The sequence below is a fragment of the Arthrobacter sp. B2060 genome, assembly GCF_059090445.1.
In genome coordinates, this window is the sequence record NZ_JBNHFR010000001.1 from 442177 (window position 1) to 469059 (window position 26883).

Below are 26883 nucleotides of genomic sequence, written 5' to 3' on the forward strand. Positions count from 1 at the left end.
CCCAATGGGCGGATGGCCAGAATCCCCTCCCCCGTCTGGGCAGCAGCACAGCCGCCCGCCAGCCAGGTTTGGCGCCGCCGCCCGCCTGGGGAAACCACGTTAGGGAAAATCCATGCAGTACACCCATCTGGGACGCTCCGGGCTGAAAGTCTCCAGGCTCTGCCTCGGCACCATGAACTTCGGGCCGCAGACGGACGAGTCCGCAGCTCACTCGATCATGGATTCCGCGCAGGACCAAGGCATCAACTTCTTCGACACTGCCAACGTTTACGGCGGTGCAGGGCACCGGGGCTGGACGGAGGAAATCATCGGCCGCTGGTTCGCCAAGGGCGGGGAACGCCGCGAACGGACCGTTCTGGCCACCAAGGTCTACGGCACCATGACTGACCGCCCCAACGAGTCCAGGCTTTCGGCGCTCAATATCCGCAGGGCGCTCGACGCCAGCCTGAGGCGCCTGCAGACCGACTACGTCGACCTTTACCAGTTTCATCACATAGACCGGAGCACGCCCTGGGACGAGATCTGGCAAGCCGTTGACGTGGCGGTGCAGCAGGGCAAGATCCTCTATTCCGGCAGCAGCAACTTCGCCGGCTGGCACATTGCCCAGGCACAGGAGGCCGCGGCCCGGCGCAACTACACCGGCCTGGTCAGCGAGCAGCCCATCTACAACCTGCTGACCCGCAACGCGGAGCTGGAAGTTATTCCCGCCGCAGGACACTATGGGCTGGGCATCATTCCCTGGTCGCCCCTGCACGGAGGCCTTCTCGGTGGGGTGCTCAAGAAGGAGCGCGACGGCGTCCGGCGACTTGAGGGGCGCGCGCAGGAGACCCTGAAGAAGCACCGGGACCAGGTCCGGGACTACGAGGACTTCACAGAAGAACTCGGCCACGAGCCCGGTGACATCGCCCTCGCGTGGCTCCTGCACCAGCCGGCCGTGACCGCCCCGATCGTTGGCCCCCGCACGCAAGAGCAGCTAGACGCCGCCATCCGGTCCCTGGGCATAACTCTCGGCGGGGACGCCATCAAGCGCCTTGACGGCATCTTCCCGGGATACCTCACTGCTCCCGAGGATTACGCATGGTGACAGGCTCCGCCCGCCCCGCGGAACGACTCACCGCGGCTGACTCACTCGGGCTGCGAAGCCGGGCGCTGCGGGTCCTCCAAGGCCGGCTCGTCAGGTAGGCCGTCCGGTCCCGTAGGTGGCCCCGGCGTGACCTGGGGCGGAACTGCCGGCTCCTCCTGTGGCGGGTCCTGTTCCGGATCGAAAGGAAAGCCCCGTGGGGAGTCCTGCTGCTGATCCTCCGGGGCGTCCTGCCGGGATTCGTCGGGCGTTTCACTCATGATCAGGATCCTTTGCTTGTTGGGAATGCCTGTCTGTCAGCGTGGCTGCAGCGCCCGTCCCGGGCGCCTGTGTCCCCTGCCGGTCACATCCAAGGGATACCAGCGCCGCGCGCCGTAGTCCAGAGCGTCGAAAGCGGCTGCCCTCAATTGTGGGACCGCGACTCAAACTGGCTGGTGTGGCGCAGATGCTCCCGCTCCAACTCCACGATGTCCCGTCCAAACGATGCGGTCAGCGCAACGAACGCCAGCGCCAAGGCGGCAAAGCCGATTTCCTCCGGCATGCCGGGCATCAGCGCCAGCAGGAAGGCAATCGGCTGGTAGGCGCCAATGACCTTGCGCAATCTGCTCGCCCTCAGCTTCCCCCTCAGGGCAGGCCGGAGCCAGCCCGCTGCTGTGAACAGGTACCACATCAGACCGATGGCAATGACCCACGGGCCGTGGCTTCCTTCCGCTGCGCACGATAAAACGAGAACCAAGGCCGCATCGGTTTGTACATCCAACTTTGCGCCTGCAGGGGACGCGCAGCCAAAATACCGGGCCACTGTGCCATCCACCGCATCAAGCACGAACGCCAAGGAGCCGACGGCGATGAACAGCATACCGGGCGTCCTGCCGCCGATGATTGTGGCGGCAGCCATGGCTGCGCAGCACGCCACCAGGACTGCACGGACCAGCGTCACGCGATCTGCGGGCGTGATCAGCGGTGGACTGCGTCCGAGAATTGTAAAGGCCGCGCTTCCCATGACTGCAGCCCCGGCCGCCAGCTCTGCATACACGAGAGGTCCGGATTCGCCGTAGGCGCCGGCCATAAGCCACGTACCGGCCACCAGAAAGGCAGCCATCGCTATTGCCGCATCCCTCTGTGCGCGGCGCCTCGTTGGGAGCTCCATCTGCCACCTCGCGCTCATCGTAACAAGCGGTGGCTGAAGGGCAACACAAGCGGCGGGCCCCGTTCGGACGTGGGCAATGGCCCTGTGCAAAAGGCTGCTGATAGGAAAGACTCTTGGCATGGCACTCACACCGCTTATCGAGCTGAACGACGGCCACCGGATACCGCAAATCGGGCTGGGCACCTGGCCCCTGAACGATCGCGACGTGGCGGACGCCGTCGTCCATGCAGTTGAAGCCGGGTACCGGCATATCGACACTGCGGTGAAATACGGCAATGAAGCGGGGGTTGGTGACGGAATCCGAAGGAGCGGCCTGAACCGCGAAGAGTTCTTCGTGGCCACCAAACTTGATGGTGACTACCAGGGCGATGACCGGGCGGTGGCCGGCCTGGAGGGCTCTCTAAAACGGTTGAAGATGGATTACGTGGATCTGCTGCTTATCCATTGGCCCCTCCCCCGGCGCGGGGAATTTATCTCCACATGGAAGACCTTCGAACGGCTGCAGGCCGACGGCAAGGCCCGCTCGATCGGTGTGTCGAATTTCAAGCCATCCCACCTGGAACAGCTCATGTGGTCCGCGGACGTGATTCCCGCCGTCAACCAGATCCAGCTCAACCCGTCAGTCACCCGATCGGCTGATTGCGCCTACCACGAGCACCACGGCATCGTCACCGAATCGTACAGTCCGCTGGGAGCGCATTCGGGCCTGCTGTCTGCCCCGGTACTGAGCCGGATCGCCAGTAAACACGGCAAAACGGAGAGCCAGGTCGTGATGCGCTGGCACGTTCAGCAGGGCCTGGTTGCCATCCCCAAGTCGGCCGATCCGCAGCGGATGAGGGAGAACATCGACGTCTTTGGCTTCACCCTCGACGCGGAGGACCTGGCAGCCATCGACACGCTTGATGAAGGGCCAGAGGCGGGCGTAAATTCCGACGTACAGGGCCACTAAGAACCGCGGACCGGCACCGGCCAAAGGAGGTTGCTTCGAGAACCAACTGGCAGAAAAATAGTAAGCATGTTTAGTATTGGGGAGAAGGACGAAGCGTACCCGGCATACCGGGTGCCTCCTTTATGAGGAAGAAGGAACGATAAAAATGGGTTTTTTCGCATTTCTGATTCTAGGCCTCATTGCCGGAGCCATTGCTAAGGCGATCCTCCCGGGCCGACAGGGCGGCGGCATCCTGGTAACACTGCTGCTTGGCGTTGTCGGAGCAATTCTCGGTGGCTGGATCGGCAGCGCACTCTTCGGGGTGGGAATCAACGAGTTCTTCTCGCTGTCCACGTGGCTGCTGGCGATTGGCGGGGCGATCGTCGTCCTGCTCGTCTACGGCCTGATCACCAGGCGTAGCGTCCGCTAGCCGGAGCGCGGCTGGAAAACGGCCCCGGGACTTTGCCCCGGGGCCGTTTTCAGCTGATGCCTGTGCCAGCTGGAATCTTCCACCTCGTACATATCCCTCTCAAGAGCAGGAGTTCATCATGAAATCCAAACTTCTCTTCGGCGCCGGAATTGCTGCAGGCTACGTTCTCGGATCGAGGTCCGGCCGGGCAGCGTACGACAAACTCAAAGCCCGTGCCACCAGCGTTTGGGACAGCAAGCCTGTCCAGGACAAAGTCACCGCGGCCACCGAAGTGGTCAAGGAAAAAGCGCCCGAGGTGAGTGATCAGCTCTCCGAGGCTGCACGCCGCGCGGGGACGGTCCTGAGCTCGGCCATGCACCGCGACTCGTCGAAACACGACACCACAACGGGCGTCACTGCCGCCAGCGGCAGCGATTCAGGCACTAAAGCGTCCGACGGCGGCACTGCAGACAGTGCGCATGTTCCGGCCCACAGCACGCACCCGGAAACGGTAAATCTCGGTACGTCGGACGTGGAGTCCGATCCTGCCCGGAATGATGCCACCGGCCAGGACTGGTCTGACGAAGGTGGCGCCACCGAGGCAGGTGCCGCAACCAACGTGGACGCCAAGAGGCCCTAGTCGCCTTCCGCCAATCCGGCTGTTTGGCCGCGTTGGCTGTTTTGGCCGCTCCGCCCGTGCGGCAATGCGGGCCAGCCATTGGGGTCGCAGCACAGTCACAGCGGGGCGGACACGAGTGCCGCCCCGCTTCGTGGCCTGCTGCGCAGCGTCCCCCTCTCGGGAGCAGCAACTCCTGATCAATATTCCGGCACCGCCGTTGCGGACTCTTCTTCGTCCGACGGCGGTGCTTCGGTTAATCTGCACGCCTGCCTCGCACTGGCGGACCCGGCGGTGGAGTCCGCACCCAAGGAACTGGCAGTGGCCGGTTTCGGGGAGGGTGCGGATTTCGCCGACCTGGCGGAGGAGCTGTCCCGCCGGGTCGAGCACCTCCAGCTGCTGGCTCCCCCACGCTAAGACCGGCGCCCTACGACCGCCGTGGCGTCTAGTTCGTCGGACATCACAATGCGCGGCGTGAGCCCGCCCGACGCCACTGCTGTTGACGTGAGATCAGCCTGACGGCGGCTCGTTTCGATGAGCAGATGGCCTCCAGGCCTAAGCCAAGTCCGCGCCGCGGCGGCAACCTTCCGTTGGATGTCGAGCCCGTCCTCACCACCGTCGAGTGAAAGCCTGGACTCGTGGACGCGGGCCTCCTGGGGCATGCTGCTGATGGACTCGGTGGGCACGTACGGCGCGTTGACGGCCAGGATGTCTATGCGTCCTCTGAGATTCAGAGGGAGCGCCGAGTAGAGGTCCCCTTCATGAACGGTTCCACCTGCGGGACCCACATTGCGTTGGGCACAGCGCACCGCGGAAGGATCGACGTCGGAAGCGTGCAGCTCAATGTCCTCTGCTACCGCCGCCAGCGCAGTACCCACAGCTCCCGAGCCGCAGCACAGGTCCACGACCACGGCACGAGTCCCGACAGCTTCAGCTCCGGCGCGAGTCCCGACAGCTTCAGCTCCGGCGCGAGTCCCAGCTCCGGTCTGCAGGAGCGCTGCTGCCTCCCGGACCAGCAGTTCCGTACGACGGCGGGGCACGAAAACACCGGGCTCCACGGCGATGCGGAGTCCGCAGAACTCCGCCCAGCCCAGGATATGCTCCAGCGGAAAGCCGGCGACGCGCTGTTCAACAGCCGCCGAGAGCTGCCCCGGGCTGAAGCGGGCGGCGAGCAGCAGCTCGGCTTCCTCTTCGGCATAAACGCAGCCCGCGGCACGAAGCCGGGTGATGATGGGGGAAAGGGATGGTTGGTCAAACGGCATCGGGATGTCCTTCGGCTGAGCGATGGGCATCCCGTGCACCGGCTAGGCCCGGTGGTCTGGACGGCGGGCAGGGAGAACCCAGACTGGCATTGCGGTAATGGTTCCCACCTCCCCTGGATCTCTAAGCGCGAGCTTCCAAGCACGCGAATCTTCATGTTATCGGACGCGGAGCGTGCGGTCCTTGGCAAGATAGAGCCATGTCGCCAAGCGAAAACCACCTGCTCATTTGGACCGGCTCGTACACTGCGGACAGCGGCGGACACGGGGCCGGCATTGGAGCCATCTCCGCCGGACCCGACGGAACCCTCACCTGGCGGGGCACCGCCGCGAAGGCGGATTCGCCGTCGTTCATTGCTGTGCACCCTTCCCTGCCGCTGGTCTACGCCGTCGGTGAAATTGCGCAGTCCGTGCGGGCCTTTCGCCGCCGTGGCGAATTCGGCCTGGAACCGGCCGATGAGACATGGCCGGCAGGAGAGGCGGCGTGCCATGTGGCCGTCGACCCCCGCGGCAGGTTCCTCACCGTTTCCTGCTGGGGGGACGGCCAGGTCCTGCTCTATGAACTCGATGACGACGGCGGCATCACCGGCCGCTTCGCAGCGGCACCGTCAGCGGATCCTTACGACGGCGGACGGCCAAGCCGCGCCCACGCCAGCCTCATGCTCGCCGACGGCCGCATCATGACCACCGACTTAGGTCACGACCTGCTGCGCGTCTGGAACTACGTTCCCGGTCACGGACTCAGGCTGGATCACGAAGTGATGCTTCCCCGGGACAGCGGTCCGCGCCACCTGGTCCAGCACGCGGATGGCAGCATCTTCGTCGTCTCCGAGTACTCCATCGAAGTCTTCGGGGCGCGGGCGGCATCCGGCACTGGGCAGTTCGAGTTGGTCAGCCAAGGCCCGGCATCGGCCGCCGGTGCCCAGGAAGGCGACTCGGCGGCAGAGATTGCCCTGTCGCCCAACGGAAGGTTCGCCTACGTCGGAGTCCGCGGCTCCAATCGAATCTGCGTACTGGATGTCAATGGCGCACGGGGCGAGGCCCGGCCGGTAACGGACGTTCCCAGCGGAGGAGACTGGCCCCGCCACCACCTGGTCCGGGACGGTTGGCTCCATGTCGCCCATGAGCGTTCCCACGACGTGAGCACCTTCCGCCTCGATCCCGAATCCGGGCTTCCCGGCAATATCCACAACAGGCTTGTTGCGGGTTCCCCTACGGCGCTGGTTGTGGCAAGCTAAAACGAATCGACAAACCCAAATACAGCATCCGTCATCGTCATTACAGACTTGTCGCAGTCAGGTAGATGATGGTTCCTGTCGGCTGGGCGTGTCGTCCGCACGTTACCCGGACGGGCCGGGATAAGCAGCGCTGCTTCGTGGAAGGTTTCAGCCATGTTCTCCAATCCTGTCCAGAGTTTCATGCACCGCCGCGGGGGCGCCGCTCACCCGCGCATATCTGGTCCCGCCCGCACCGCGGTGGTCGCAGCCTCCGTACTGGCCCTCATAGGTGCCGCCCTCCCCGCCCAAGCGGCACCCGGCTCCGGGGATTCGGGGCCGAACTCTGGCGGCCCGCCGTCTCCGGCCCTTCAGTCCCTGCGGGCGCCGGTTACTGACGAGAACTTCTACTTCGTCATGGCGGACAGGTTCAGTAACGGAAGCACTGCCAATGACGACGGCGGTCTGGGACCGGATCCGGGGGTGTCCGGCTTCGACCCCACGCGCAAGGGCTTTTACAACGGCGGTGACCTGAACGGGTTGCTGGACAAGATTGACTACATCCAAGGGCTGGGCACCACGTCGATCTGGCTGACGCCGAGCTTCAAGAACAAGGCCGTACAGCCAGAGGACAGCTCCGCTGGCTACCACGGGTACTGGGTCACGGACTTCACCCAAATCGATCCCCATCTGGGCACCAATGCCGAGCTCAAGGAACTCATCGACGCGGCACACGCGCGCGGCATGAAGGTGTACTTCGACATCATCACGAACCACACGGCGGATGTCATCGGCTACAAAGAAGGCGCCCGCATGGGGTATGCGTCCAAGGACAAGGCGCCGTACCGCACCGCCGCCGGGGCTGAGTTCGACGACCGCGACTACGCCGGAAAGCCCGAATTCCCGCGGCTCGACGCGAAGATCTCGTTCCCCTACACGCCGGTACTGGACCCGGCGGAACAAAACCTCAAGGTGCCCGCCTGGCTCAACGATCCCACTCTCTATCACAACCGCGGCGACACAACATTCGCCGGCGAGAACTCCTTCTACGGTGACTTCTTCGGCCTGGATGACCTCTTCACCGAGCACCCCACCGTCGTGAAGGGCATGACTGACGTCTACAAGACCTGGATCAGGGATTTTGGGGTGGACGGATTCCGGATCGACACCATGAAGCACGTGAACGATGAGTTCTGGCAGAAATTCGGCCCGGATGTCCTCAGCTACGCGAAGCAGCACGGCAAGGACGAGTTCTTCATGTTCGGGGAGGTTTTCGATACTTCCAAGAGCTTTACGTCGCAGTTCACCACCCGCAACAAGATGCAGGCAGTGCTGGACTTCCCCTTCCAGGACGCGGCCCGCAATTTCGCCTCCCGCAGCCAGGACGCCCGCCAGCTGGAGACATTCTTTGCCATGGATGACTGGTATACGGACGCAGACTCCAACGTGTACCAGCTGCCCACCTTCCTCGGAAACCACGACATGGGCCGGATAGGCAGCTTCATCTCCGCGGACAACCCGGGTGCTGACGACGCCGAACGGGTGTCCCGCGACGAGCTTGCCCACGAGCTGATGTACTTCTCCCGAGGCAACCCCGTGATCTACTACGGTGACGAGCAGGGCTTTACCGGCCCGGGCGGAGACCAGGATGCCCGCCAGACACTCTTCGCCAGCCAGGTACCGGAGTACCTGGACGACGATCTGCTCGGCACCGACGCTACCCACGCGGCGGACAACTTCAATACCGGGCACCCGCTGTACGGCAAGATCAGCGCACTGGCCAAGCTGACCAAGGACCACCCTGCGCTGCGGAACGGTGCCCACCAGCACCGCTACGCGTCCGACGGCCCGGGTATCTATGCCTTCTCCCGCACGGACGCCGAGGACCAGCGCGAATACGTGGTGGCGCTGAACAACAGCGAGCAGCCACAGACGGCGTCGGTTCCGACGTACATCGCAAAGCGCACGTACAGCCTTCTTTACGGTGATGCCGCGGCGGAAACAAAAACCGCGGCGGACGGCAAGCTGACTGTCACAGTTCCGCCGCTGTCCGCAGTGGTGTACCAGTCCTCCGGCCGGATTCCGCACTCCAAGAGGGCCCCCGGCATCACACTGCAGGCACCCGGCACGGCAGCACCCACCGCCACCGCCCCGGGCGACAACGGCCGGATCCAGGTGACAGCCGACGTCGACGGCACGTCGTTCTACCAGGTCACTTTCCAGGCCAAGACGGCTGGCGGGACATGGGAATCCATCGGCACCGACGACACGGCGCCCTACCGGGTCTTCCATGATGTGGCCGCACTCAACCCCGGCACTGCCCTGGCATACCGGGCAGTGGTCCTGGACAACGCGGGCCACACATCTGTCAGCGGTACGCGCACCGCCGCTGTCCCTGCCCCGGTACTGACCATCCAGCAGCCAAAGGAAGGAAGCACCGTCCAGGGGAACGTGCAGGTTGTAGCCACCGCGGATCCGGAAAAGGCCAGCCACGAGGTGGGCTTCGAACGGAGTATTGCCGGCGGGGAGTGGACGGCCATCGGTCAGGCCGACGGCTCCTCCCCCGAGTACACGGTGGTGGACGACATCGCGGCCCTGAACCTCCCGGAAGGGACCAAGGTGAGCTACCGGGCGAAGCTGAGCGGACCCCTCAGTGTGGTCAGTGCCGTGCGGACTGTCGTCGTGGGAACCGTTGCGGTTCCCCAGCCGAAATCCGTTACGGTTGCGGGCGACCTGAACAGTGAGATGGGCTGCTCCGGCGACTGGCTACCGGCGTGCACCGCGGCGTTCATGACACTGGATCCGGACGACACCATCTGGAAGCTGACCGCCGACCTGCCCGCCGGCAGGTACGAATTCAAGGCAGCCATCAACGGCTCCTGGGACGAAAACTACGGCCAGGGCGGCGCACGCAACGGAACGAACATTGTCCTGAACCACGACGGCGGTCCGGTCACCTTCCGATACGACCACAGCACGCATCTGATTACTGCTGGCTAAGCCGGACTGATTCCTCGACCGCGGCCAGGAGGGAATTGAACCTCTCGTTCCCGTCCAGGCTGTCGATAAGTACGCAGTCACCGTCTGAATCAGCCAAAGGCACCTGCCAGTTCGGGTACTGCGCTGATGTTGTCCCTGGCTGGTTCTGCACCCTGCGCTCCCCCACGGCATCAACCAGCGCGACGCCGAGCAGCACGGACGGCGTCTGGGCCAGCAAACGGTGCAGTGCCTCGATCCGCTCCTCCTCGCTCCCGGCATCATCGGCCGGGAGCAGCCCGCGCTGCCGCAGCAGCTGCATCATTTTCTCAAGCGTGGCATTGTGCTCGAGGCGCTCCTCCTCCGCCGGCCGCTCCAGCAGGCCCAGCCCGCTGCGCAGGGTCACGTGGTCCCCGGCGAGGTAGCCCGCCGTCGGCGGGAGGTCGTGAGTGTTGACACTGGAGAGCGCCTGCAGCCGGTACTTTTCCGGCGCAAGGGGAGCATCGCCGTCGCTCTCGAACCACAGGATGGAGGTGCCCAGGATGCCGCGCGCCGCCAGGTAGTCGCGGACCCACGGCTCGAAGGTGCCCAGGTCCTCCCCGATCACCACGGCGCCCGCGCGCTGTGCCTCCAGCGCCAGGATGCCGATCAGGGCATCGTGGTCGAAACGGACGTAAGCGCCGTCCCCGGCGGAATTCCCGGTCGGCACCCACCAGAGGCGGAAGAAGCCCAGGATGTGGTCCACACGGATGCCGCCCGAATGCCGGAGAATCCTTGCCAGCATCTCCCGGAACGGACGGTAGCCGGCCTCGGCGAGGCGTGTGGGGTGCCACGGCGGCTGGTGCCAGTCCTGCCCCAGCTGGTTGTACATGTCCGGAGGTGCCCCCACGCTCACGCCGGAAGCAAGAACGTCCTTCAGCGTCCAGGCGTCCGAGCTCTGCAGGTCAACACCCACGGCAAGGTCATGCACCACACCGAGACGCATGCCTGCGCGTTTGGCTGCGGACTGCGCGGATTCGAGCTGCTCGTCGCAAAGCCACTGAAGCCAGCGGTGGAAGTCGATCCGGTCCGCCAGCTCGTTCCGGAGCTTTTCAACGAGGGGCGAGCCGAGGGCAGCGGCAGGATCGGTCCAGAAGGGATCGTCCGCGTCGATATCTTCCCGTATGGCGCACCACAGGGCGAAGTCCTCCAGGCCGGTTCCGCCGGCGCGGCAGAAGTCCTCGAAGGCGTGCTGCCGGGACGCGGATCGGCGGACCCCATACACCAGCTCCAGCGCGGCCAGCTTCGCGGCGTACGCGGTGTCCCGGTCTAGGCGGGCAGTGTTCTTGTTCAGCTTCCGCGCCTGCTTCATGAGGCCATGGATGACGGCCTGCTTCTTGGGCTTCAGGTACGCCAGCTCCGGAATCGCCTCGATGCGGAGGTACAGCGGGTTGAAGAAACGCCGGGTGGATGGCGAGTACGGCGAGGGCTCCAGGGGCGGCACGGGATCGGCCGCGTGCAGGGGATTCACGAGCACGTAGTCGGCCCCGCGGGCACCGGCAAGTGCGGCAAGCTCGGCGAGATCGGCGAAGTCGCCCACTCCCCAGGAGCGCTCGGAGCGCACCGAATACAGCTGGGTGGCCAGGCCCCAGCCCCGGCGTTCCTCAAGCGGTGCAGCCGTGGACAGCCTGGACGGCGTCACCACCAGGGTGGCCTCGGCCACCGTGCCCTCCGACTCAGCGCGCAGTGTGTGCCATCCCAGCCCGGTGTTGGCCGGAATGTCGAAAGTCGCCCGGCCGATGGTTACGCCATCCACCTCGCGCGGTTCCACCCAGACATCCTGCCGTCCGGCGTCGAGCTTTCGTCCGTCCTCCGTTATGACGCTCACGCGGACGGCTGAACCGTGCCGGACGTGGACCTGAACCTGGGACGGCGTCCCTTCCTGGACCACGACGGCGGGCGGCAGCATCCGCCGCCACGGCGCCAGTTCCGATTCAGCCAAGGCAGTTTCAATGAGCTGATCGGTGTGTGCCTGGACCCCCAGCGCCGCCAGGACGCGGATCAGGGTGGCGGGGGCAACGTCGTGCGGGTGCCCGTCCCAGCCCTGGTAGGTAGTACCCACGCCGTGCGCGTCCGCGAGCCAGCGCAGCAGCTCGGAGTTAACGGGCGTGCCCGAAGGTTCTGCCGGTGTTCCGGAAGGTGACGCTTGCTGGCTGGAAGCCTTCATTGATGTCCGCCTCGTCTGCTGTGATCGGCCCAAACTTACTATGCTCCCGTGGCGGCTGGCCGCATTTCAGCCCCCCGCAACCGTTGGTTCCGATTATTGCAGGGCGCTGCGCGCTGAAGGCCAGCCGGGATGTCAGCCGGCGGTGCAGGCCTGCTGCAGCTGTTTCACCGACTCGTTGGGGACCTCGTCACCGGCCTCGGCTATCTCCGTCAGCGGATCCGTAATCTCGGAGGGAACCCCTGCGGTTTCGGCGCCTGCCACGAGCCCGGTCAGCACAGCCTTGTCCGAGGCACTGACGAGGCCGTCCTCCAGCAGCGCGCAGATCTGGCCTTTCACCTGCTCGGCCGCAGCGTTCGCAACACCGGAGGCGGCGGAGCTTGCCGCGTTCTGCACTGCTTCCTCCGCCTGGCCACACCCGGCCAAGAGAAGCATCGCGGGAACCATGGCAAGGGCAGGAAGACGTAGTTTCATGCCTCCCAGCCTAACAAGGTGCCTGGGGGCTCCCTCGGACAGGTCCACCCATACCGACAACGATGTCCACTGCGCACCTGAGACTCCATTCGCCATGAATGGGTGACAATCCGTTGACTTGTCTCGTGGACTTAACTTAGCGTTCCTTCCACTGACAACGTTGTCTATAGGAAAGGCACGCGCAATGAAGTGCGACCTCAATGAAATGAACCGCAAGAAATCACGAAGAAAGCAGGTCTGTTCCGTCCTGGCACTGGCAGGTCTCGGCCTTGCCGCCGTGCTTGCGGGGGCTGGACCGGTCTCGGCCGCCGGAACGGTTGGGGACGAGCAGTACCGGCCGGCAATCCACTTCACACCGAAACAGAACTGGATGAACGATCCCAACGGGATGGTGTACTACAACGGCGTCTACCACCTGTATTACCAGCACAACCCGTCCGGCAATACGTGGGGCAACATGTCGTGGGGCCATGCCACGTCCACGGACCTGACGCATTGGAAGGAGCAGCCACTGGCCATAGCCACCGATGACCAGCAGGACATCTTCTCCGGCAGTGTGGTGGTGGACAAGGACAATGCGTCGGGCTTCGGAACGGCGGAAAACCCACCCATGGTGGCAATCTTCACCAGCGCCTACAAGGATGCCTCGCCGCATAGAGGCCTCCAGGCGCAATCCCTGGCTTACAGCCTGGACGAGGGGCAGACCTGGACCAAGTACAGCGCCAACCCGGTACTCAACCGCAATTCGGCGAACTTCCGTGATCCCAAGGTCTTCTGGTACGACTCCCCGAACGGGGGAGGCTACTGGGTCATGGCCGCCGTTGAGGCAATGGAGCACAAGGTGGTGCTGTACAAGTCCGGCAACCTCAAGGACTGGACGCTGCTGAGCGAATTCGGACCCGCCAACGCCACGGGCGGGCTGTGGGAATGCCCGGACCTCTTCCCCCTGGCTGTCGACGGCGATCCCAACAACGTCAAGTGGGTCATGGTAGTCAACATCAACCCCGGCGGCGTGGCCGGCGGCTCGGCCGGTCAATACTTTGTGGGTGACTTCGACGGCACCACCTTCACCTCGGAGTCGACCAAGCCCAGCGACACGCTTCCCGCCGGTACTCCAGTCGCCGGTTTCAACGACGGCACCTTCAACGGCTGGACGGTCAACAACGAGCCCGGCAACGTAAAGAACGGGCCGTTCGGGGACGCCCCCGCCGCGGGAACGCTTCCCGGGCAGAACGCCGTCACCGGTTTCGCCGGTGCCGGGCTTATTAATTCATTCAACGACGGCGACTGGCCGGTGGGCTCCATGAACTCGCCCGCGTTCACCGTGGGGAGCGACTACCTCAACTTCCTTGTCGGCGGCGGGCAGCATCCCCGGGTCTCGGACAAGCTGGACAACACACCGCCTCCCGGCGACCTGCTGTTCAGCGGCTTCGAGGTCCCCGACGGAACCACCCTGGCCGACGCCGGCTGGACCGGCACCGGGGACCTGGCACCCAATTTCCAGCCCGCAACCGCAGGCGGGGACTTCTACATCGGCGCTAAGCGCATCAACACGTTCGAAACTGGCGGCGCTCCCGGCGACGACAGGCAGGGAACCATGACCTCGCCGTCGTTCACTGTGTCCCGGAACTTCATGAGCATGCTGGTCGGAGGCGGGCACCGGGATGCGACGTCGGGCCAGCTGCTGGAAGCCCAGCTGGTGGTGAACGGCAACGTGGTGCGCACCCTCGCGGGCGACGACTCCGGCGCCCTTAACTGGAAGGGCTGGGACGTGTCCGAGTTTGCCGGACAGCAAGCGCAACTGCGGATTGTGGACCAGGCCACCGGCGGCTGGGGACACCTGACCCTTGACCACGTGATGATGACGGACCAGGCCGCCGTGCCGCGTTCGGACGAAACCACGGTCAACCTCGTAGTTGACGGGAAAGTGGTCCGAACAGCCACCGGCGCCAACAGCGAAGTCCTTGACTGGACCTCGTGGAATGTCTCGGAATTCAAGGGGCGGCAGGCCAGCATCCGCATCGTGGACAACAACCGCTTCGGCTGGGGCCACATTCTTGCCGACGAGTTTGTCGCATCCTCCCGTCCGGCGACACCGCGGCTTGAGACGTATGACTGGCTGGACTACGGCAGGGACTACTACGCCTCTGTGTCCTTCGCGAACATGCCACAGGATCAGCGCATCATGCTGGGCTGGATGAACAACTGGGACTACGCCAACGCCATTCCCACCTCGCCGTGGCGCAGCGCCATGTCCCTGCCGCGCCAAGTGGGGCTGACCCAGACCGCGGCTGGTCCCCGGCTGGTCCAGAAGGCCGTCCAGCAGGTGGACAGTCTCGGCACGAAGAGCAGTTATTCCGAAAAGCGGGCCAGGAGCATCACTCCGGGAACGCATGTGCTGCCGTCGGCCGCGTGGGGCCAGGTTCAGAAGATCGACGTCACCTTCGCTCCGGGCACCGCGGCCAAGAGCGGCATCACGGTGCTCGGAAACGGGAACTCCTCGACCGTCATCGGCTACGACAAGGCGACGGGCAGCCTGTATGTGGATCGGACGAAGTCCGGCAACACGGCCTTCCATCCGCTGTTCACGTCGGTGGACTCTGCCCCGGTGACGCCCGATGCCTCCGGTAACGTGAAGTTGAGCATCTACGTCGACCGGTCCTCCGTGGAGGTCTTCGCCCAGAACGGCCTGCGCACCATCACCGACCAGGTCTTCCCCGAACAGGGAGCCAGCCAGGTCGCACTCTTCGCCGAGGGCGGCACAGCGCAGCTGAAATCGATCACCGTCAAGCCGTTGACGCAGTCGATGTTCGTCCCGGACACGACGGTCAAGAAGAACAGGCCGTAGTAGGGGCAGCAAGCACGGCAACATTGCAGCGGGGCGGGGACCGAAAGTCCCCGCCCCGCTGCGCATTGAGATGGCATGGCGCAGTTTTTGAGTGATGAAGCGTCAGAAATCGACGTTTTCATCTGGCAGACTGCTCCCCATGACTTTCGATCCTGCCAGGGTGCCTGGGGGCGACATCGGTCGCTGGGGTGCAGAATGCCGCGCCAACGCCCTCCAGGGGGTCTGTAGTCAGGATTGGCGTGAGGTTTACGAATGGACCAAGAGCTGGATCGGTTGGGGTGGTGGCGCCTGGCTACCAGACGCTTGGCTCCTATACTCCGTCTCCGCCCTTCTGCACCATCAGCCAAAGACCGCCGTGCGCTCCCTGGATTTGGGACTGCGCATCTGGATCGAGGGGACCAGGGATAGAGCGGCACTCGATTGGTGTCGTGGACTCTTGGTCTGGAACGAAATGAAGGATCCTAAGACGGCATTGTTCGACCTGGAATCATCGCTGCGCAGAGTTCCTAGTTGGGCAGACCCAGCACCGCAAGCGACCGTCGAGAGCTGTCGCCAGGAGGCGTCTATCAGCCGCAAACGGGTACCTGCTGTGCGTCCCCGACCTGCTTATGAGGGCGCAGACCTATTCCAAAGAACTGTTGCACCTGCGGCAGACCAACGAGAGGACGGTGCCGAACCGATCGCTTGGAGGGAGATCAGCACATTCTTCACGCAGTGAGGTGCCGCTTCTGCCCGGCGGGCTCAGTTGACCGGCTGAAGCCAGGTCAGCACTGAGCCATCCTCCTCGATGTGGTCGGCCAACTCCCCGTTGAAGCGGGCACCGTAGTCAGCGCTGATGTGCTCCTGGAATGCGGCATCGTCCTCATACACTTCGAAGACAAAGTACTCGCGGGGGTTGGTTTCCCGCGTATAGGGCAGGAACAGCTGGTTTCCCGGCTCCCGCCTGACATGTTCCGTCAGTTCGCGCATCATTTCGGCAACCCGGGCTTCACTGCCGGGCTTCACTGTGAATTCTGCATAGAGCGTCTTGGCCATGGTTTTCTCCTCTGGAGGTTGGCTGGGTTGTTGAATCGTGCGGGTTGAAATTGTGGTCAGCGCGGGGGGAGTTCCCCAGATCCGCGCTGAATGAGTTCAGTGGGAACGACGTACGTCTGCGGGGCGCGGTCATCGCCGTCGATCCTGGCAAGGAGCCGCTCGGCGGCGAGCTTCCCGATGCGCTCCGGATGCTGCGCAATGACCGTGATGCCAGGGTCCATCATGTCCGCCAGCGTGAAGTCGTCGAACCCCACCAAGGCAATCCGCTTGTTTGCGCCGAGCTCCTTCAAGGCACGCATCGCACCGAACGTGACGAGGTTCTGGCTGGAGAAGATGGCCGTAGGCGGATCCTCGGACCGGAGCAGACCAAGGGCCGCCTGGCGTGCAGACTCCTCGTCGTGGAGCCCCTCGATCACCGGCACTGCCGACGTTGCGATGCCCGCCCTCCCGAGTTCCTCGATAAATCCCCGCCGACGTTCGCGGGCCGTCTGGATGTCCGTGCGGTCACCAAGATAGGCAAGCTTTGTGTGTCCCTGTGCAATCAGGTGGGCGGCGGCCCTGGCGGCTCCCACGGCATTGTCCGTCACCACGGCGTCTGCCTCGATGCCGACCGGTTCACGGTCGATGAACACCATGGGCAGGTCCCGTGAATGCTCCGGGATGACGTAGGACTGGCTCTTGGCTATTGGTGTCAGGACGAGCCCGTCAACCCGCCTGCCCAGGAAGGCCGCGACCAGGGACTTCTCACGCTCGGGGTCATCGTCGAGGCTGGCGGCAAAGACCGCTATCCCCCGGGCGGCCAGCGCATCTTCAAGTGCGCGGTGGATCTCAGAGCTGAACGGGTTAGCCACGCTGGGCAGCAGCAGCCCGATCGAGAGAGTCTGCCGGCCGGAGCGGCGCAGGCTGCCGGCCGCCATGTCCAGCTGGTAATTGAGCTGCTGAGAGGCGCTGAGGACCCGCTGGCGGGTAGCCTCCGAAACGCCGGCCTCATCGTTCATCACCCGCGAGACGGTCTTGATGCCAACTCCGGCGAGGGCCGCGACGTGGCGCATAGTGGGCCGATTCTTCGCTCCATCGGCCTGGTAACGATTGGACATCGTTGTCATGATTTCGTCCTTCATCATCGAATTTATGTTGACTCTACCCTGTGACGCTGGTTACATGACTAATGACATCGTTGTCAGGCACAGGAAGTGCCACGAAACCAGGAGATTCAATGTTGAGTTCCAAAGCCCCGCGGACAGCCGCCACCCGCCTGCTTGCCGTCGGCGCAGTCCTGACCCTCGGCACGCTCAGCCTCACTGCCTGCGGGGGAAGCCCCGCAGCCTCCTCGACCGAAGGCTCGTCCTCCGAGAAGGTCGGCGTGTCCCTCATCGTGAAGACCACTTCAAACCCGTTCTTCGTTTCGATGCAGGACGGCGCAAAGAAGGCCGCCGAAACAGACGGCGTGGACCTCAAGCTCGCAGCCGGAAAGGCTGACGGCGATGAAGAAACCCAGATCCAGGCCATCGAGAACGCTATCTCCAAGGGCGACAAGGGCATCCTCATCACGCCTAACGGCCCCTCTGTCGTTGACGCCCTGAAGAAGGCGAAGGACGCCGGCCTGTTCGTCATCGCCCTGGACACTCCCCCGGACCCCGCAGATGCCGCCGACATCACGTTCGCGACCGATAACTTCGCCGCCGGTGAGCTGATCGGCAAATGGACCGCCGCGCAGCTTGGCGGGAAGAAGGCCACCATTGCGCTGCTGGACCTGTTTGACGACAAGGTCGTCTCCGTGGACTACAACCGCGACCAGGGCTTCCTGACCGGACTGGGCATCGACACCGCGGACAAGAAGAAGAACGGCGACGAAGCCAAGACCGGAAAGTACACCGGCGGCAAGGGCGGCGACTACGAAATCGTGGGCAGCCAGGCAACCCAGGGTGCTGAGGACGGCGGCAGGACCGCAATGGAAACCCTCCTGGCCAAGAACCCGAACATCAACGTTATCTACACAATCAACGAGCCTGCCGCTGCCGGCGCCTTCGAGGCGCTGAAGTCAGCCGGCAAGGAGAAGGACGTGCTGGTGGTCTCGGTCGACGGCGGCTGCTCGGGCGTCAACAACGTCAAGGCCGGCGTCATCGGTGCCACTGCCCAGCAGTACCCGGTGAAGATGGCGGAACTGGGCGTCAAGGCCATCGTTGAGCTGGCCAAGACCGGCAAGAAGCCGGCCAACTCACCAGGACTGGACTTCTACAACACTGGCGTGGAGCTCGTCACGGATAAAGCTGCCGATGGCGTCAAGAGCATCACCACGTCCGAGGCCGCCAAGATCTGCTGGGGCAAGTAACCAGCGTTGAACCCTCCGCCGCGGGAAGTGCTGAAGTTGCACTTCCCGCGGCACCACACCACCAGAACCTTGACGTTCAGGAGCAACCGTGACCCAGCAACAGACCGCAGGCCCGCCCGCCGCAGGGCATGCAGACCCGGCCGAGGAGTTCCTCGACCGGCAGACCCCGCTCAGCCGTATCCGCAACATTCTCCACCGCTATCCCGCACTCAGCCCGGCCATTGTCCTGCTTGTTGCAGTGGTGGTCTTCGGGCTCCTCAATGAGAGGTTCCTGCGGGTCGAGAACCTGTCCCTGATCACCCAGCAGGTCTCGGTGGTGGGAACCCTTGCAATCGCCCAGACGCTCATCATCCTCACCGCCGGCATCGATCTTTCGGTGGGCGCCGTCATGATCCTGTCCTCCATGGTGGTGGCGCAGCTGGCGACCGGCAACGGGGCACCCGCGCCGCTGGCACTCCTCCTCGGGCTCGCCGTGGGGCTCGCGGCCGGCGCGCTGAACGGTTTTCTGGTCACCAGGTTCCGGCTCCCTCCATTCATCGTCACGCTCGGAACACTGAACATCTTCATCGCCCTGACCCTGCTCTACTCCGGCGGCTCGACCGTCCGCGGCTCGAGCATGCCGGATCTGCTCACCTGGACCGGAAGCACCTTCCCCGTCGGGCCGGTCCGCATCTCCACCGGCGTAGTCATGATGCTCCTGCTCTACATCGCGGTCGCGTTCATCCTCGGCAAGACCGCCTGGGGCCGACATGTCTACGCGGTGGGCGATGACAAGGAAGCCGCCCGTCTGGCTGGTATCCCGGTGAACCGGGTCCTCATGAGCGTTTACCTCGCAGCCGGGGCCGTATTGGCCATCGGTGCATGGATCCAGATCGGCCGCACGAACGCAGCCAGCCCCAACGCCGGTGTGGACCTGAACCTCGACTCCATCACCGCCGTCGTCATCGGCGGAACCAGCCTCTTTGGCGGACGCGGCTCCATCTGGGGCTCCCTCCTCGGGGCGTTGATCGTCGGAGTGTTCCGCAACGGCCTCTCGCTGGCCGGCCTCGACGTGCTCTACCAGACCCTCGCAGTGGGCGTCCTCATCATCGTCGCTGTGTCCATCGACCAGTGGATCCGAAAGGTGAAATCATGACCGCCACAGAATTCCAGCCGGCCAAGACCGAGGTCCGCCAGCCGATCCTGCAGGCCAGGAACCTCGTCAAGACCTTCGGCCGCGTCGTGGGCCTGGACGGCGTCAGCCTGGACCTGTACCCGGGCGAAGTCCTGGCGATCATCGGCGATAACGGTGCCGGAAAATCCACGCTCATCAAGTGCCTCACCGGGGCCGAGATCCCGGACTCGGGCGAGCTGAAGGTCTCCGGCCAGCCGGTACACTTCAAGCGCCCGCAGGACGCCCGCGTCCACGGCATCGAGACGGTGTACCAGAACCTTGCGGTATCGCCGGCACTGGACGTGGCATCAAACCTGTTCCTCGGCAGGGAGGAACGCATTCCGGGACCGCTGGGGAAGATCTTCCGCGTCCTGGACACCAAGGGCATGCGCCGCAAGGCCAAGGAAGAGCTGACCCGGCTTGGAATCTCCACCCTCCAGGACGTGACGGTGGCGGTCGAAAACCTCTCGGGCGGCCAGCGCCAGGCCGTCGCCGTCGCCCGCGCCGCGGCGTTCGGATCCAAAGTGGTTGTGCTGGACGAGCCGACGGCGGCCCTCGGCGTGCGGGAATCGAACCAGGTCCTGCAGCTGGTCCGGGACCTCCGCGACAGGGGCCTGCCGGTGATCCTGATCAGCCACAACATGCCCCATGTGTTCGACGTCGCCGACCGGATCCACATCCAACGCCTCGGCAAGTGCGCCGCCACCATCACCCCGCAGTCCCACTCCATGACCGACGCCGTGGCCATCATGACCGGTGCAGCCACCGCCTGACCGGGCGAATACCGCCGTTTTCCCCAATACCCCCGTCCGTGGGCCTGTAGCTGCAGGTCCGCGGACGGCCCCATGAAAGGCCCCGCCATGCTCAAGACCCACTCCAGCACTCCCGCGGCCCAGCCCGACGTCATCGTCATCGGCGAAGCCCTGGTCGACGTCGTGACCTCGCCCGAGGGCACAGTCGAGCACCCGGGGGGCTCGCCCGCGAATGTCGCCTACGGGCTGGGGCGCCTCGGCGTCAGCGCTGCCCTCCTGACGTCAATCGGCGACGACGACCGCGGCGCCGCAATCGCGGCGCACCTGGCCAGCGCCGGCGTCGAACTCCTGCCCGGCTCGACATCGCAGGGCCGCACCGCCTCCGCAACGGCAACGCTGGCGGCCGACGGCTCCGCACGGTACGACTTCGACATCACCTGGGAACTCCCGCCAGTGGCTCCTGCGTTCCTCCCCAAAGTGCTCCACACCGGCTCGATCGCCACGTTCCTGGCCCCCGGCGCCGCCGCGGTCAAGGAGCTTCTGGAGCAGTCACACCGGGAGTGCATGGTCACCTACGATCCCAACATCCGGCCCGCGCTCTTGGGCAGCCAGGCCGAGGCACGGTCAATCTTCGAGGACCTGGTCCCGCTGACGGACGTGGTCAAGCTCAGTGATGAGGACGCCCGGTGGCTCTACCCGGGTCTTGAGCTCGAGGCCACCGCGGCGCGGATCCTGGAGCTCGGCGCTGGGCTGGCCGTAGTCACCTGCGGCTCGGAGGGCTCGCTGCTGGCGACTCCGGCCACGCAGCTGAACATCCCGGCCATCACGTCCGTGGTGGCTGACACCATCGGCGCCGGCGACTCCTACATGGCGGCACTGATTTACGGCCTGCTGGCCCGTGGAACGGACGGCCTGGCTCCCGCCGTGCTGGAGACGCTGGGGCGCATGGCGTCGAAGGCGGCAGCCATCACGGTCCGCCGGCCCGGCGCCAACCCGCCTACGGCTGACGAACTGCTCGCTGACCTGCCCGAACAGGCATCCGCTCCCGCCGCCGTCGTCGCCTGATTCCGTACGCCGTTCGGCCGGGCTGAAGAGCCCGGCCGAACGGGGCGCCCCTTCACTGGATGTGTCCAGCTGAAGAGGCGATTAGGAAGCCAAACTCCCCTATGTCTCAGTGCTTTTGGAACGCCGATAAGCATGATTATTGTTCTCCCTTTACCACTTCCAGCACGACTGCCCGGATGGGGGCTCAGGAGGCCAACCGCTTCCGCGAGCTGTCACCAGGGCGGGCGGATTCAACACCGGGCTCTGAGCGGTTAACCTCCGCCCACACCGCGTCGAGGGAAAGACCGAGGACGTCGGCGACGGCTCCAATAGTCGCGAAAGCAGGAGTCGCTACGCGGCCCGATTCGATTTTCCGCAGGGTTTCCGGGGAGACACCTGCGGCCAACGCTGTGTGGAGCATCGACCGTTCCCCCCGCGCGAGCCGCATTAGGGCCCCGAGTCGCTTTCCCTGTTCAACATCTGCGGGCGTGAGCGGCAACCTGACCATGCCAGCCATTCTAGTCCCGGGATACTATTACCGGGATAGTTATTGGTTCATGAGGAAGGTGCCAAATGATCGAAATCTTGAACCCGGCTGAAATGTCACTGGCAAGAGGGTCAGGTGCTCTGGTCGCCAGCATCTTGCAGACGCTGAAGAGCCGCAGCGCGGTCGGCACGAACTTGCTTGATATCGATCGTTGGGCCAAGGCCATGATCGCCGAAGCTGGAGCCGTGTCCTGCTACGTCGACTACGCACCTTCCTTTGGACTCGGGCCGTTCGGCCACTACATCTGCACCGCTGTAAACGACGCCGTCCTCCATGGGAGGCCATACGACTACGCGCTGGCCAATGGCGATCTGCTGACACTCGATCTGGCCATCTCCAAAGGCGGAGTCGCTGCAGACTCCGCTATCAGCTTCATCGTGGGAGACTCAAGGCCCGCCGAAAGCGTTGCTATGATCGGAGCGACCGAGCGGGCATTGAGCGCAGGTATAGCTGCGGCACGACCTGGGGCACGCATCGGCGACATCTCACATGCCATTGGCTCGGTCCTCATCGAAGCGGGGTACCAGATCAACACCGAGTTTGGTGGTCATGGCATCGGATCAACAATGCATCAGGACCCGCATGTTGCCAATTCCGCAAGGCCAGGCCGCGGATACAGACTGCGCGCCGGACTGCTGCTCGCGCTTGAGCCCTGGGTCATGGCCGATACGGCCAAACTCATCATCGATCCTGACGGATGGACGCTCCGCAGCGCCACAGGCTGCCGGACGGCGCACAGCGAGCACACCATCGCCATCACCGATAACGGCGCCGAAATCCTCACCCTGCCAAAGCCGGAGCACCCTGAGTTCGGGCGCCGGCAAGTTGCTACGCAGTGAGGAGTCCGCTGCGGCTGGCCCGTTCCGTGCAGAGCCCGCTGCCAGCGGGTGGTGCAGAACATTGTTGTGCAACTGCTAATGGCCGACGGGTGCTTCGATGACGATCTTTGTAAACTCGCTTCCGGTCTTTGATTTGATCCAGCCGATCACGTCCTGCCGGTCGGTGCGGTAGGAAAAATCCGTTCCCTTGCAGTAGCGGTTGTGTCCGAACGAGGTGATGCCGGTGATGGTGTTAGAAGTGAAGGAGCCGTAGAAGAGCGGGCCGCCTGAGTCAGCTGTGCAGGTGCCACCTCGGCCGTTGCCGTTGCCGTTGGTCTGGATGTTGTAGCCGTCGTTGCTTGCGCTGGTCAGATTCGTCAGCTTGGACTCGGCCATGAGCCGTTCCCGGAATGAGGTCGTGGATACCGGATTAACCTCGGTAACGCCGTAGCCGCTGGCGGTGAACCTGGTTTCCTGCTGTCCGCGCTTGGCTGCCAGCGCGTCCAGGGTGCCTGGTGCCGCCAGGCTCGCATACTCATCGAGTTCGATGGGCTGCTCCAGTATCACAAGCCCGGCGTCCTTAGTCTCGGGCAGGGTGTCCAGCCCGGTGAAGCCGTAGTTGTACATCTCGTCGGAAACGGCGCACAGGGTTCCCAGCGTTCCCGCTGCGCAGGCGTTCGGATAACCTGTGTCCGCATCCGTTCCTGCCTCAGGGCTCCAGTCCGCGCCGGCGTCCTGCTGGAGGTACACCCGTGCTGAGGATACGCCGGCGGTGCAGTGTCCGGCGGTCAGGAACACCGTGGGCGTCAGCAAGGCTCCTGAGCATCGGTGGTGGAACCAGCCCTCGGAATCGTAGAAAACGACGAGCCCAACAAAGGGGTGCTCGTTGTCTTTGACATAGTCACCGGTGATAGCACCGGCCGGAATCGCCGTTGTCATGACCAGCGCCGCCACTGCGGCCATCGCGCCGATTCCGGCACGCAGTTTTTTCAAAGCGCGCATACAAACCCCAGCTTCTTTGCACGGGAGCCGGCTACGCGCAAAGTTGAGACCGCACGGCAGGCGCCAAAGAATTGTTACACCACCCAATAGGTGGTGACTAAAGTTAGCATTTGCCGCCGAATAAAGCAGCAGGCGTAAAAGCTTTACCGCTGGCAAAACCACGCCAAATATCTCCGCAACTCACACTTTCGTTGGCGCGGTCTCCTTGCCTACGTCCACTATCGGTTGCAGATCCGGTCGTGCGTATGCTTGCTTTGGGATGTTTCCACTCCCCGGAAGCCTGTCAGTACCCTGCTGACAGGCTTCCTAAGTCTGAGCCCCAGTTCCTGCGGCCACCAGTGACGGAAATGCACGAAACGAAATGCTGCTGCAAGCTGGAAGACCTGTTTTTCGCCACTCTTGGGAGTGTCGAAATCGGCGCTGACCTCCAACTGCCTACAAACAATCAATTTCGGGGCGTTGCCGGACCTAACAAGCACGTGGCGAGGAGCAACGATGCCTCGGTGCCCGCGGTTACGGTGGGACTCGAGGACCTCCTGGATTGTGTTAGCTCTCGCCGACACCCAGCTACAGCGAAACGCCAGGCTATGTTGTCTGGCCGGGGAAGAACTCGACGGGCAGGACGATGTCTTTATGTTCGCCCTGGGGAATTGAGATGAGATCCATGACAGCATTGGCGATCTGTTCGATCGGTTGCCGCACGGTGGTTAGCCGCGGTGTAATCATTTGCCCCCAGCCAATGCCATCGAAGCCGCAGATGGCGATATCCTCGGGCACCCGTATACCAGCTCGCTGCAGTTCGAAGAGAACCTGAATGGCGAGGACGTCATTGCCGGCAAAGTACGCGTCGATGGTTCGATCACCAACAAGTATGTCGGCTGCGACGGCACCGGCGTCGGACGTACGGACCTCACCAAACGCCGCCTGCGCTACCTCAAGGCCTACCTTGGCGGCTTCGTCGATGAATCCTACGGCTCGGTTTGCCGACGTCGGCAGTCCCTGCGGCGGACCAGTTACCAGCGCACGCCGGCGTCCTAGTGAACGAAAATGGCGTGCCACCATGCGGGCTCCCGCCTCATTGTCAACGGACACGGCGCCGACGCCCGCATGGGAGGTTATCTCATCCACGATCACAATCGGCGGACCGGAATTGAAGCGGGACTCGACTTTATGCACAGCGTCGCTCGTCATGGGGACATAGATGATCCCATCCGGAACCTCGTCGAATACGGCGCCTAAATAAGACACCTCGCGGGCGCGATCCAGCTGGCAGTTCATAAGCGAGAGCATGAAACCCCTGCCACTCGCCGCATTCTCGATGGCTGCGACCAGCTCCGCATAGAAAGGGTTGGTGACATCCGGCACCACGGCTGATAGCGACCTTGGCGCGCCACGGCGCAGTGCGCGGGCATGCCGGTTGCGCTGGTAGCCCAGTTGGCGAACCACTTCCAGGACCCGTTCACGCGTGGCGTCCGCCACCGGAGCCTTCCCTGCGAGAACGAAGCTGACTGTTGCCGTTGACACGCCTGCCTCGCGCGCGACGTCAATGATTCCGACTCGCTTCACGTTCTTATGATGACTAGGCACTATGGAGTGATCTTATCGTCTCCTGCTTCTGACAGCGGACGTGGGGACTGAGTTTTCCGCTCTTCGGCTCGCCGGGCTCTTTGAACGCCCGCATAGGCAACCCGTCGCCAAAGTTGGCCTTCAGCCCACCCGGACTCCGATAGGTCCACCGGAGTGCGCCTGCCTTTCGAACTGCAGCCTGCGGGTACGCACGTTCCCGAAGGTATGGCCTGTTGCGGTTCAACAGGATCGGCGCGGGTCACCTGGTGGGCCTCACTGCCCACGTCGAGCCGTCTCAGGGCAAGCAACAGGACATTGTCCTGCCCCCGGACCCCTTTCCCATGCTCTGAGTACCCCGCTCCAAGGCTCTGAGCACCCCGCTCCAAGAGTGTTGATATGTAAGGACATTAGGTCTAACATCGGGCATCTAAAGCTTTAGATAAGGGCTTGTCCTCATTTCCGCACAAAGACGTACGAAAGGAACGCTCATGCAGCTCGGACTAATTACCGACTCGCTTGGTTCGCGGCCCCTGGAACAGGTGCTCGATATTGCAGCCGAACTTGGCATGGACACTGTGGAGATCGCCACCGGCAACTGGTCCGATTCCCCTCATGCAAACCTCGACGAGCTCGTCTCCAGCACCTCAGCACGCAAGGCACTAGCTGAAGCCATCCGCTCCCGCGGGCTCACCCTGAGCGCACTGAACGCGAATGGAAACCAGCTCCATCCCGTGACCGGACCAGCCCACGATCGGGTCGTCCGCGACACTATAGTGGTGGCCTCCGAGATGGGCGTGCCCACAGTAGTACTGATGTCCGGGCTTCCCGGTGCGCGGGGTGAGAAAGCGCCTAACTGGATCACTACATCATGGCCGCCGGAGACGCTTGAGATCCTCGAATACCAATGGTCAGAAGTAGCCGAGCCCTACTGGATTCAGCTCGCTGAATTCGCAAGAAGCCATAACGTTCGCCTGGCAGTTGAAATGCATGGCCGGCAACTCGTCTTCAATGTGGCCACCATGAAGCGGCTGCAGGGCATTGTCGGTGACGACGTCGTTGGTGCAAACCTCGATCCGTCCCACCTCATGTGGATGGGTGCGGACATTCTTGCGGTCATACGCGCGCTGGGCTCATCAATTTTCCACGTACATGCCAAAGACGCCCGCATTGATAGGCACAACACGGCAGTCAACGGCATTCTCGACACCTTGCCCCCGGCCCGTACCACGGACCGCTCCTGGAACTACGTGACCCTTGGTCTAGGCCATCCGGGGGGTGCCGCATTCTGGGCAGATTTCGTTTACAGCCTGCAGTCAGTCGGCTACAACGGCCCGCTTAACATCGAGCACGAGGACGTCCTTGTGAACTCCGGCGAAGGCGTCCGCAAGTCTGCCGAACTCTTGGGTTCCGTGGTGCTCCGTGATGCCCCTGATTGGGCTCCCGCCCGCATCTGACCCTCCCACACAAAAGGATCAA

Annotated in this window: 24 protein-coding genes; 14 read left to right on the plus strand and 10 right to left on the minus strand. The window is 63.8% G+C overall.

Translation table 11 applies throughout. From position 1 onward, the window contains the following. Nucleotides 1-112: 112 nt before the first annotated feature. Nucleotides 113-1084: an aldo/keto reductase gene (locus AC5RUM_RS02145; protein WP_494033385.1), complete on the plus strand. Its 972-nt coding sequence runs from the start codon at nt 113-115 to the stop codon at nt 1082-1084. A 41-nt stretch (nt 1085-1125) separates the two neighbouring features. Here the strand turns inward: AC5RUM_RS02145 and AC5RUM_RS02150 are convergent, their stop codons facing one another. Both AC5RUM_RS02150 and AC5RUM_RS02155 read right to left on the minus strand, forming a co-directional pair. After that, nucleotides 1126-1341: a hypothetical protein gene (locus AC5RUM_RS02150; RefSeq protein ID WP_494033386.1), complete on the minus strand. Its 216-nt coding sequence runs from the start codon at nt 1339-1341 to the stop codon at nt 1126-1128. A 143-nt stretch (nt 1342-1484) separates the two neighbouring features. Continuing rightward, nucleotides 1485-2183, minus strand: a complete 699-nt coding sequence (locus tag AC5RUM_RS02155) for a CDP-alcohol phosphatidyltransferase family protein (protein WP_494033387.1) — start codon at nt 2181-2183, stop codon at nt 1485-1487. A gap of 166 nt (nt 2184-2349) precedes the next feature. Here AC5RUM_RS02155 and AC5RUM_RS02160 point away from each other — a divergent pair, with 166 nt between their 5' ends. The 4 genes from AC5RUM_RS02160 (at nt 2350) to AC5RUM_RS02175 (ending at nt 4601) form a co-directional block, all read left to right on the plus strand. Continuing rightward, the gene (locus AC5RUM_RS02160) at nt 2350-3180 is read left to right on the plus strand and encodes an aldo/keto reductase (protein WP_494033388.1); all 831 of its coding nucleotides are present in this window, start codon (nt 2350-2352) and stop codon (nt 3178-3180) included. 145 nt (nt 3181-3325) lie between these two features. Next, a complete protein-coding gene (locus AC5RUM_RS02165; protein WP_494033389.1) occupies nt 3326-3589 on the plus strand; it encodes a GlsB/YeaQ/YmgE family stress response membrane protein in 264 nt (87 codons plus the stop codon). Between the two features lie 118 nt (nt 3590-3707). Next, entirely contained in the window at nt 3708-4208 is a 501-nt protein-coding gene (locus tag AC5RUM_RS02170) for a hypothetical protein (protein ID WP_494033390.1), read from the plus strand. A gap of 78 nt (nt 4209-4286) precedes the next feature. Further along, complete coding sequence (locus tag AC5RUM_RS02175; RefSeq protein WP_494033391.1) at nt 4287-4601, plus strand: hypothetical protein; 315 nt, start codon at nt 4287-4289, stop codon at nt 4599-4601. On the opposite strand, the gene AC5RUM_RS02180 is transcribed toward AC5RUM_RS02175, so the two are convergent. Continuing rightward, nucleotides 4598-5446 (minus strand): putative protein N(5)-glutamine methyltransferase, encoded by an 849-nt coding sequence (locus AC5RUM_RS02180; RefSeq protein ID WP_494033392.1) that lies wholly within the window; start codon nt 5444-5446, stop codon nt 4598-4600. The genes AC5RUM_RS02175 and AC5RUM_RS02180 overlap by 4 nt on opposite strands. A gap of 197 nt (nt 5447-5643) precedes the next feature. On the opposite strand from AC5RUM_RS02180, the gene AC5RUM_RS02185 reads away from it, so the two are divergent. Together AC5RUM_RS02185 and AC5RUM_RS02190 are read left to right on the plus strand one after the other, a co-directional pair. Next, entirely contained in the window at nt 5644-6681 is a 1038-nt protein-coding gene (locus AC5RUM_RS02185) for a lactonase family protein (RefSeq protein ID WP_494033393.1), read from the plus strand. A 180-nt stretch (nt 6682-6861) separates the two neighbouring features. Continuing rightward, on the plus strand, nt 6862-9657 hold the full coding sequence (locus tag AC5RUM_RS02190; protein ID WP_494033867.1) for an alpha-amylase family glycosyl hydrolase: 2796 nt from the start codon (nt 6862-6864) through the stop codon (nt 9655-9657). On the opposite strand, the gene malQ is transcribed toward AC5RUM_RS02190, so the two are convergent. Then, nucleotides 9644-11839: a 4-alpha-glucanotransferase gene (gene malQ / locus AC5RUM_RS02195; protein WP_494033394.1), complete on the minus strand. Its 2196-nt coding sequence runs from the start codon at nt 11837-11839 to the stop codon at nt 9644-9646. The two genes, AC5RUM_RS02190 and malQ, sit on opposite strands and share 14 nt — an antisense overlap. A gap of 132 nt (nt 11840-11971) precedes the next feature. Next, the gene (locus AC5RUM_RS02200; RefSeq protein ID WP_400577458.1) at nt 11972-12310 is read right to left on the minus strand and encodes a hypothetical protein; all 339 of its coding nucleotides are present in this window, start codon (nt 12308-12310) and stop codon (nt 11972-11974) included. A gap of 184 nt (nt 12311-12494) precedes the next feature. Here AC5RUM_RS02200 and AC5RUM_RS02205 point away from each other — a divergent pair, with 184 nt between their 5' ends. Then, the gene (locus AC5RUM_RS02205; RefSeq protein WP_494033395.1) at nt 12495-15158 is read left to right on the plus strand and encodes a GH32 C-terminal domain-containing protein; all 2664 of its coding nucleotides are present in this window, start codon (nt 12495-12497) and stop codon (nt 15156-15158) included. A gap of 741 nt (nt 15159-15899) precedes the next feature. On the opposite strand, the gene AC5RUM_RS02210 is transcribed toward AC5RUM_RS02205, so the two are convergent. Then, complete coding sequence (locus AC5RUM_RS02210) at nt 15900-16193, minus strand: putative quinol monooxygenase (protein ID WP_494033396.1); 294 nt, start codon at nt 16191-16193, stop codon at nt 15900-15902. Nucleotides 16194-16249: 56 nt separating this feature from the next. After that, entirely contained in the window at nt 16250-17245 is a 996-nt protein-coding gene (locus tag AC5RUM_RS02215) for a LacI family DNA-binding transcriptional regulator (RefSeq protein WP_494033868.1), read from the minus strand. A 164-nt stretch (nt 17246-17409) separates the two neighbouring features. Between AC5RUM_RS02215 and AC5RUM_RS02220 the strand changes: the two genes are divergently transcribed. The 4 genes from AC5RUM_RS02220 (at nt 17410) to AC5RUM_RS02235 (ending at nt 21495) form a co-directional block, all read left to right on the plus strand. Next, nucleotides 17410-18525: a substrate-binding domain-containing protein gene (locus AC5RUM_RS02220; RefSeq protein ID WP_494033397.1), complete on the plus strand. Its 1116-nt coding sequence runs from the start codon at nt 17410-17412 to the stop codon at nt 18523-18525. 88 nt (nt 18526-18613) lie between these two features. Further along, complete coding sequence (locus tag AC5RUM_RS02225) at nt 18614-19660, plus strand: ABC transporter permease (RefSeq protein WP_400577452.1); 1047 nt, start codon at nt 18614-18616, stop codon at nt 19658-19660. Beyond that, nucleotides 19657-20451, plus strand: coding sequence for an ATP-binding cassette domain-containing protein (locus AC5RUM_RS02230; protein WP_400577451.1), 795 nt, complete (start codon nt 19657-19659; stop codon nt 20449-20451). The genes AC5RUM_RS02225 and AC5RUM_RS02230 overlap by 4 nt, the downstream gene beginning before the upstream one ends. Before the next feature lie 72 nt (nt 20452-20523). After that, on the plus strand, nt 20524-21495 hold the full coding sequence (locus AC5RUM_RS02235; RefSeq protein WP_494033398.1) for a carbohydrate kinase family protein: 972 nt from the start codon (nt 20524-20526) through the stop codon (nt 21493-21495). Nucleotides 21496-21679: 184 nt separating this feature from the next. Here the strand turns inward: AC5RUM_RS02235 and AC5RUM_RS02240 are convergent, their stop codons facing one another. Beyond that, nucleotides 21680-21982, minus strand: coding sequence for a helix-turn-helix transcriptional regulator (locus tag AC5RUM_RS02240; protein WP_494033399.1), 303 nt, complete (start codon nt 21980-21982; stop codon nt 21680-21682). A gap of 65 nt (nt 21983-22047) precedes the next feature. Here AC5RUM_RS02240 and map point away from each other — a divergent pair, with 65 nt between their 5' ends. Further along, nucleotides 22048-22860 carry a type I methionyl aminopeptidase gene (gene map / locus AC5RUM_RS02245; RefSeq protein WP_494033400.1) on the plus strand — a complete coding sequence of 271 codons (813 nt, stop codon included), beginning with the start codon at nt 22048-22050 and terminating at the stop codon, nt 22858-22860. 75 nt (nt 22861-22935) lie between these two features. On the opposite strand, the gene AC5RUM_RS02250 is transcribed toward map, so the two are convergent. After that, a complete protein-coding gene (locus AC5RUM_RS02250; protein WP_494033401.1) occupies nt 22936-23841 on the minus strand; it encodes a trypsin-like serine protease in 906 nt (301 codons plus the stop codon). 585 nt (nt 23842-24426) lie between these two features. Then, nucleotides 24427-25407, minus strand: a complete 981-nt coding sequence (locus tag AC5RUM_RS02255) for a LacI family DNA-binding transcriptional regulator (RefSeq protein ID WP_494033402.1) — start codon at nt 25405-25407, stop codon at nt 24427-24429. Nucleotides 25408-25895: 488 nt separating this feature from the next. On the opposite strand from AC5RUM_RS02255, the gene AC5RUM_RS02260 reads away from it, so the two are divergent. Continuing rightward, complete coding sequence (locus tag AC5RUM_RS02260; protein ID WP_494033403.1) at nt 25896-26861, plus strand: sugar phosphate isomerase/epimerase family protein; 966 nt, start codon at nt 25896-25898, stop codon at nt 26859-26861. Nucleotides 26862-26883: the final 22 nt, after the last annotated feature.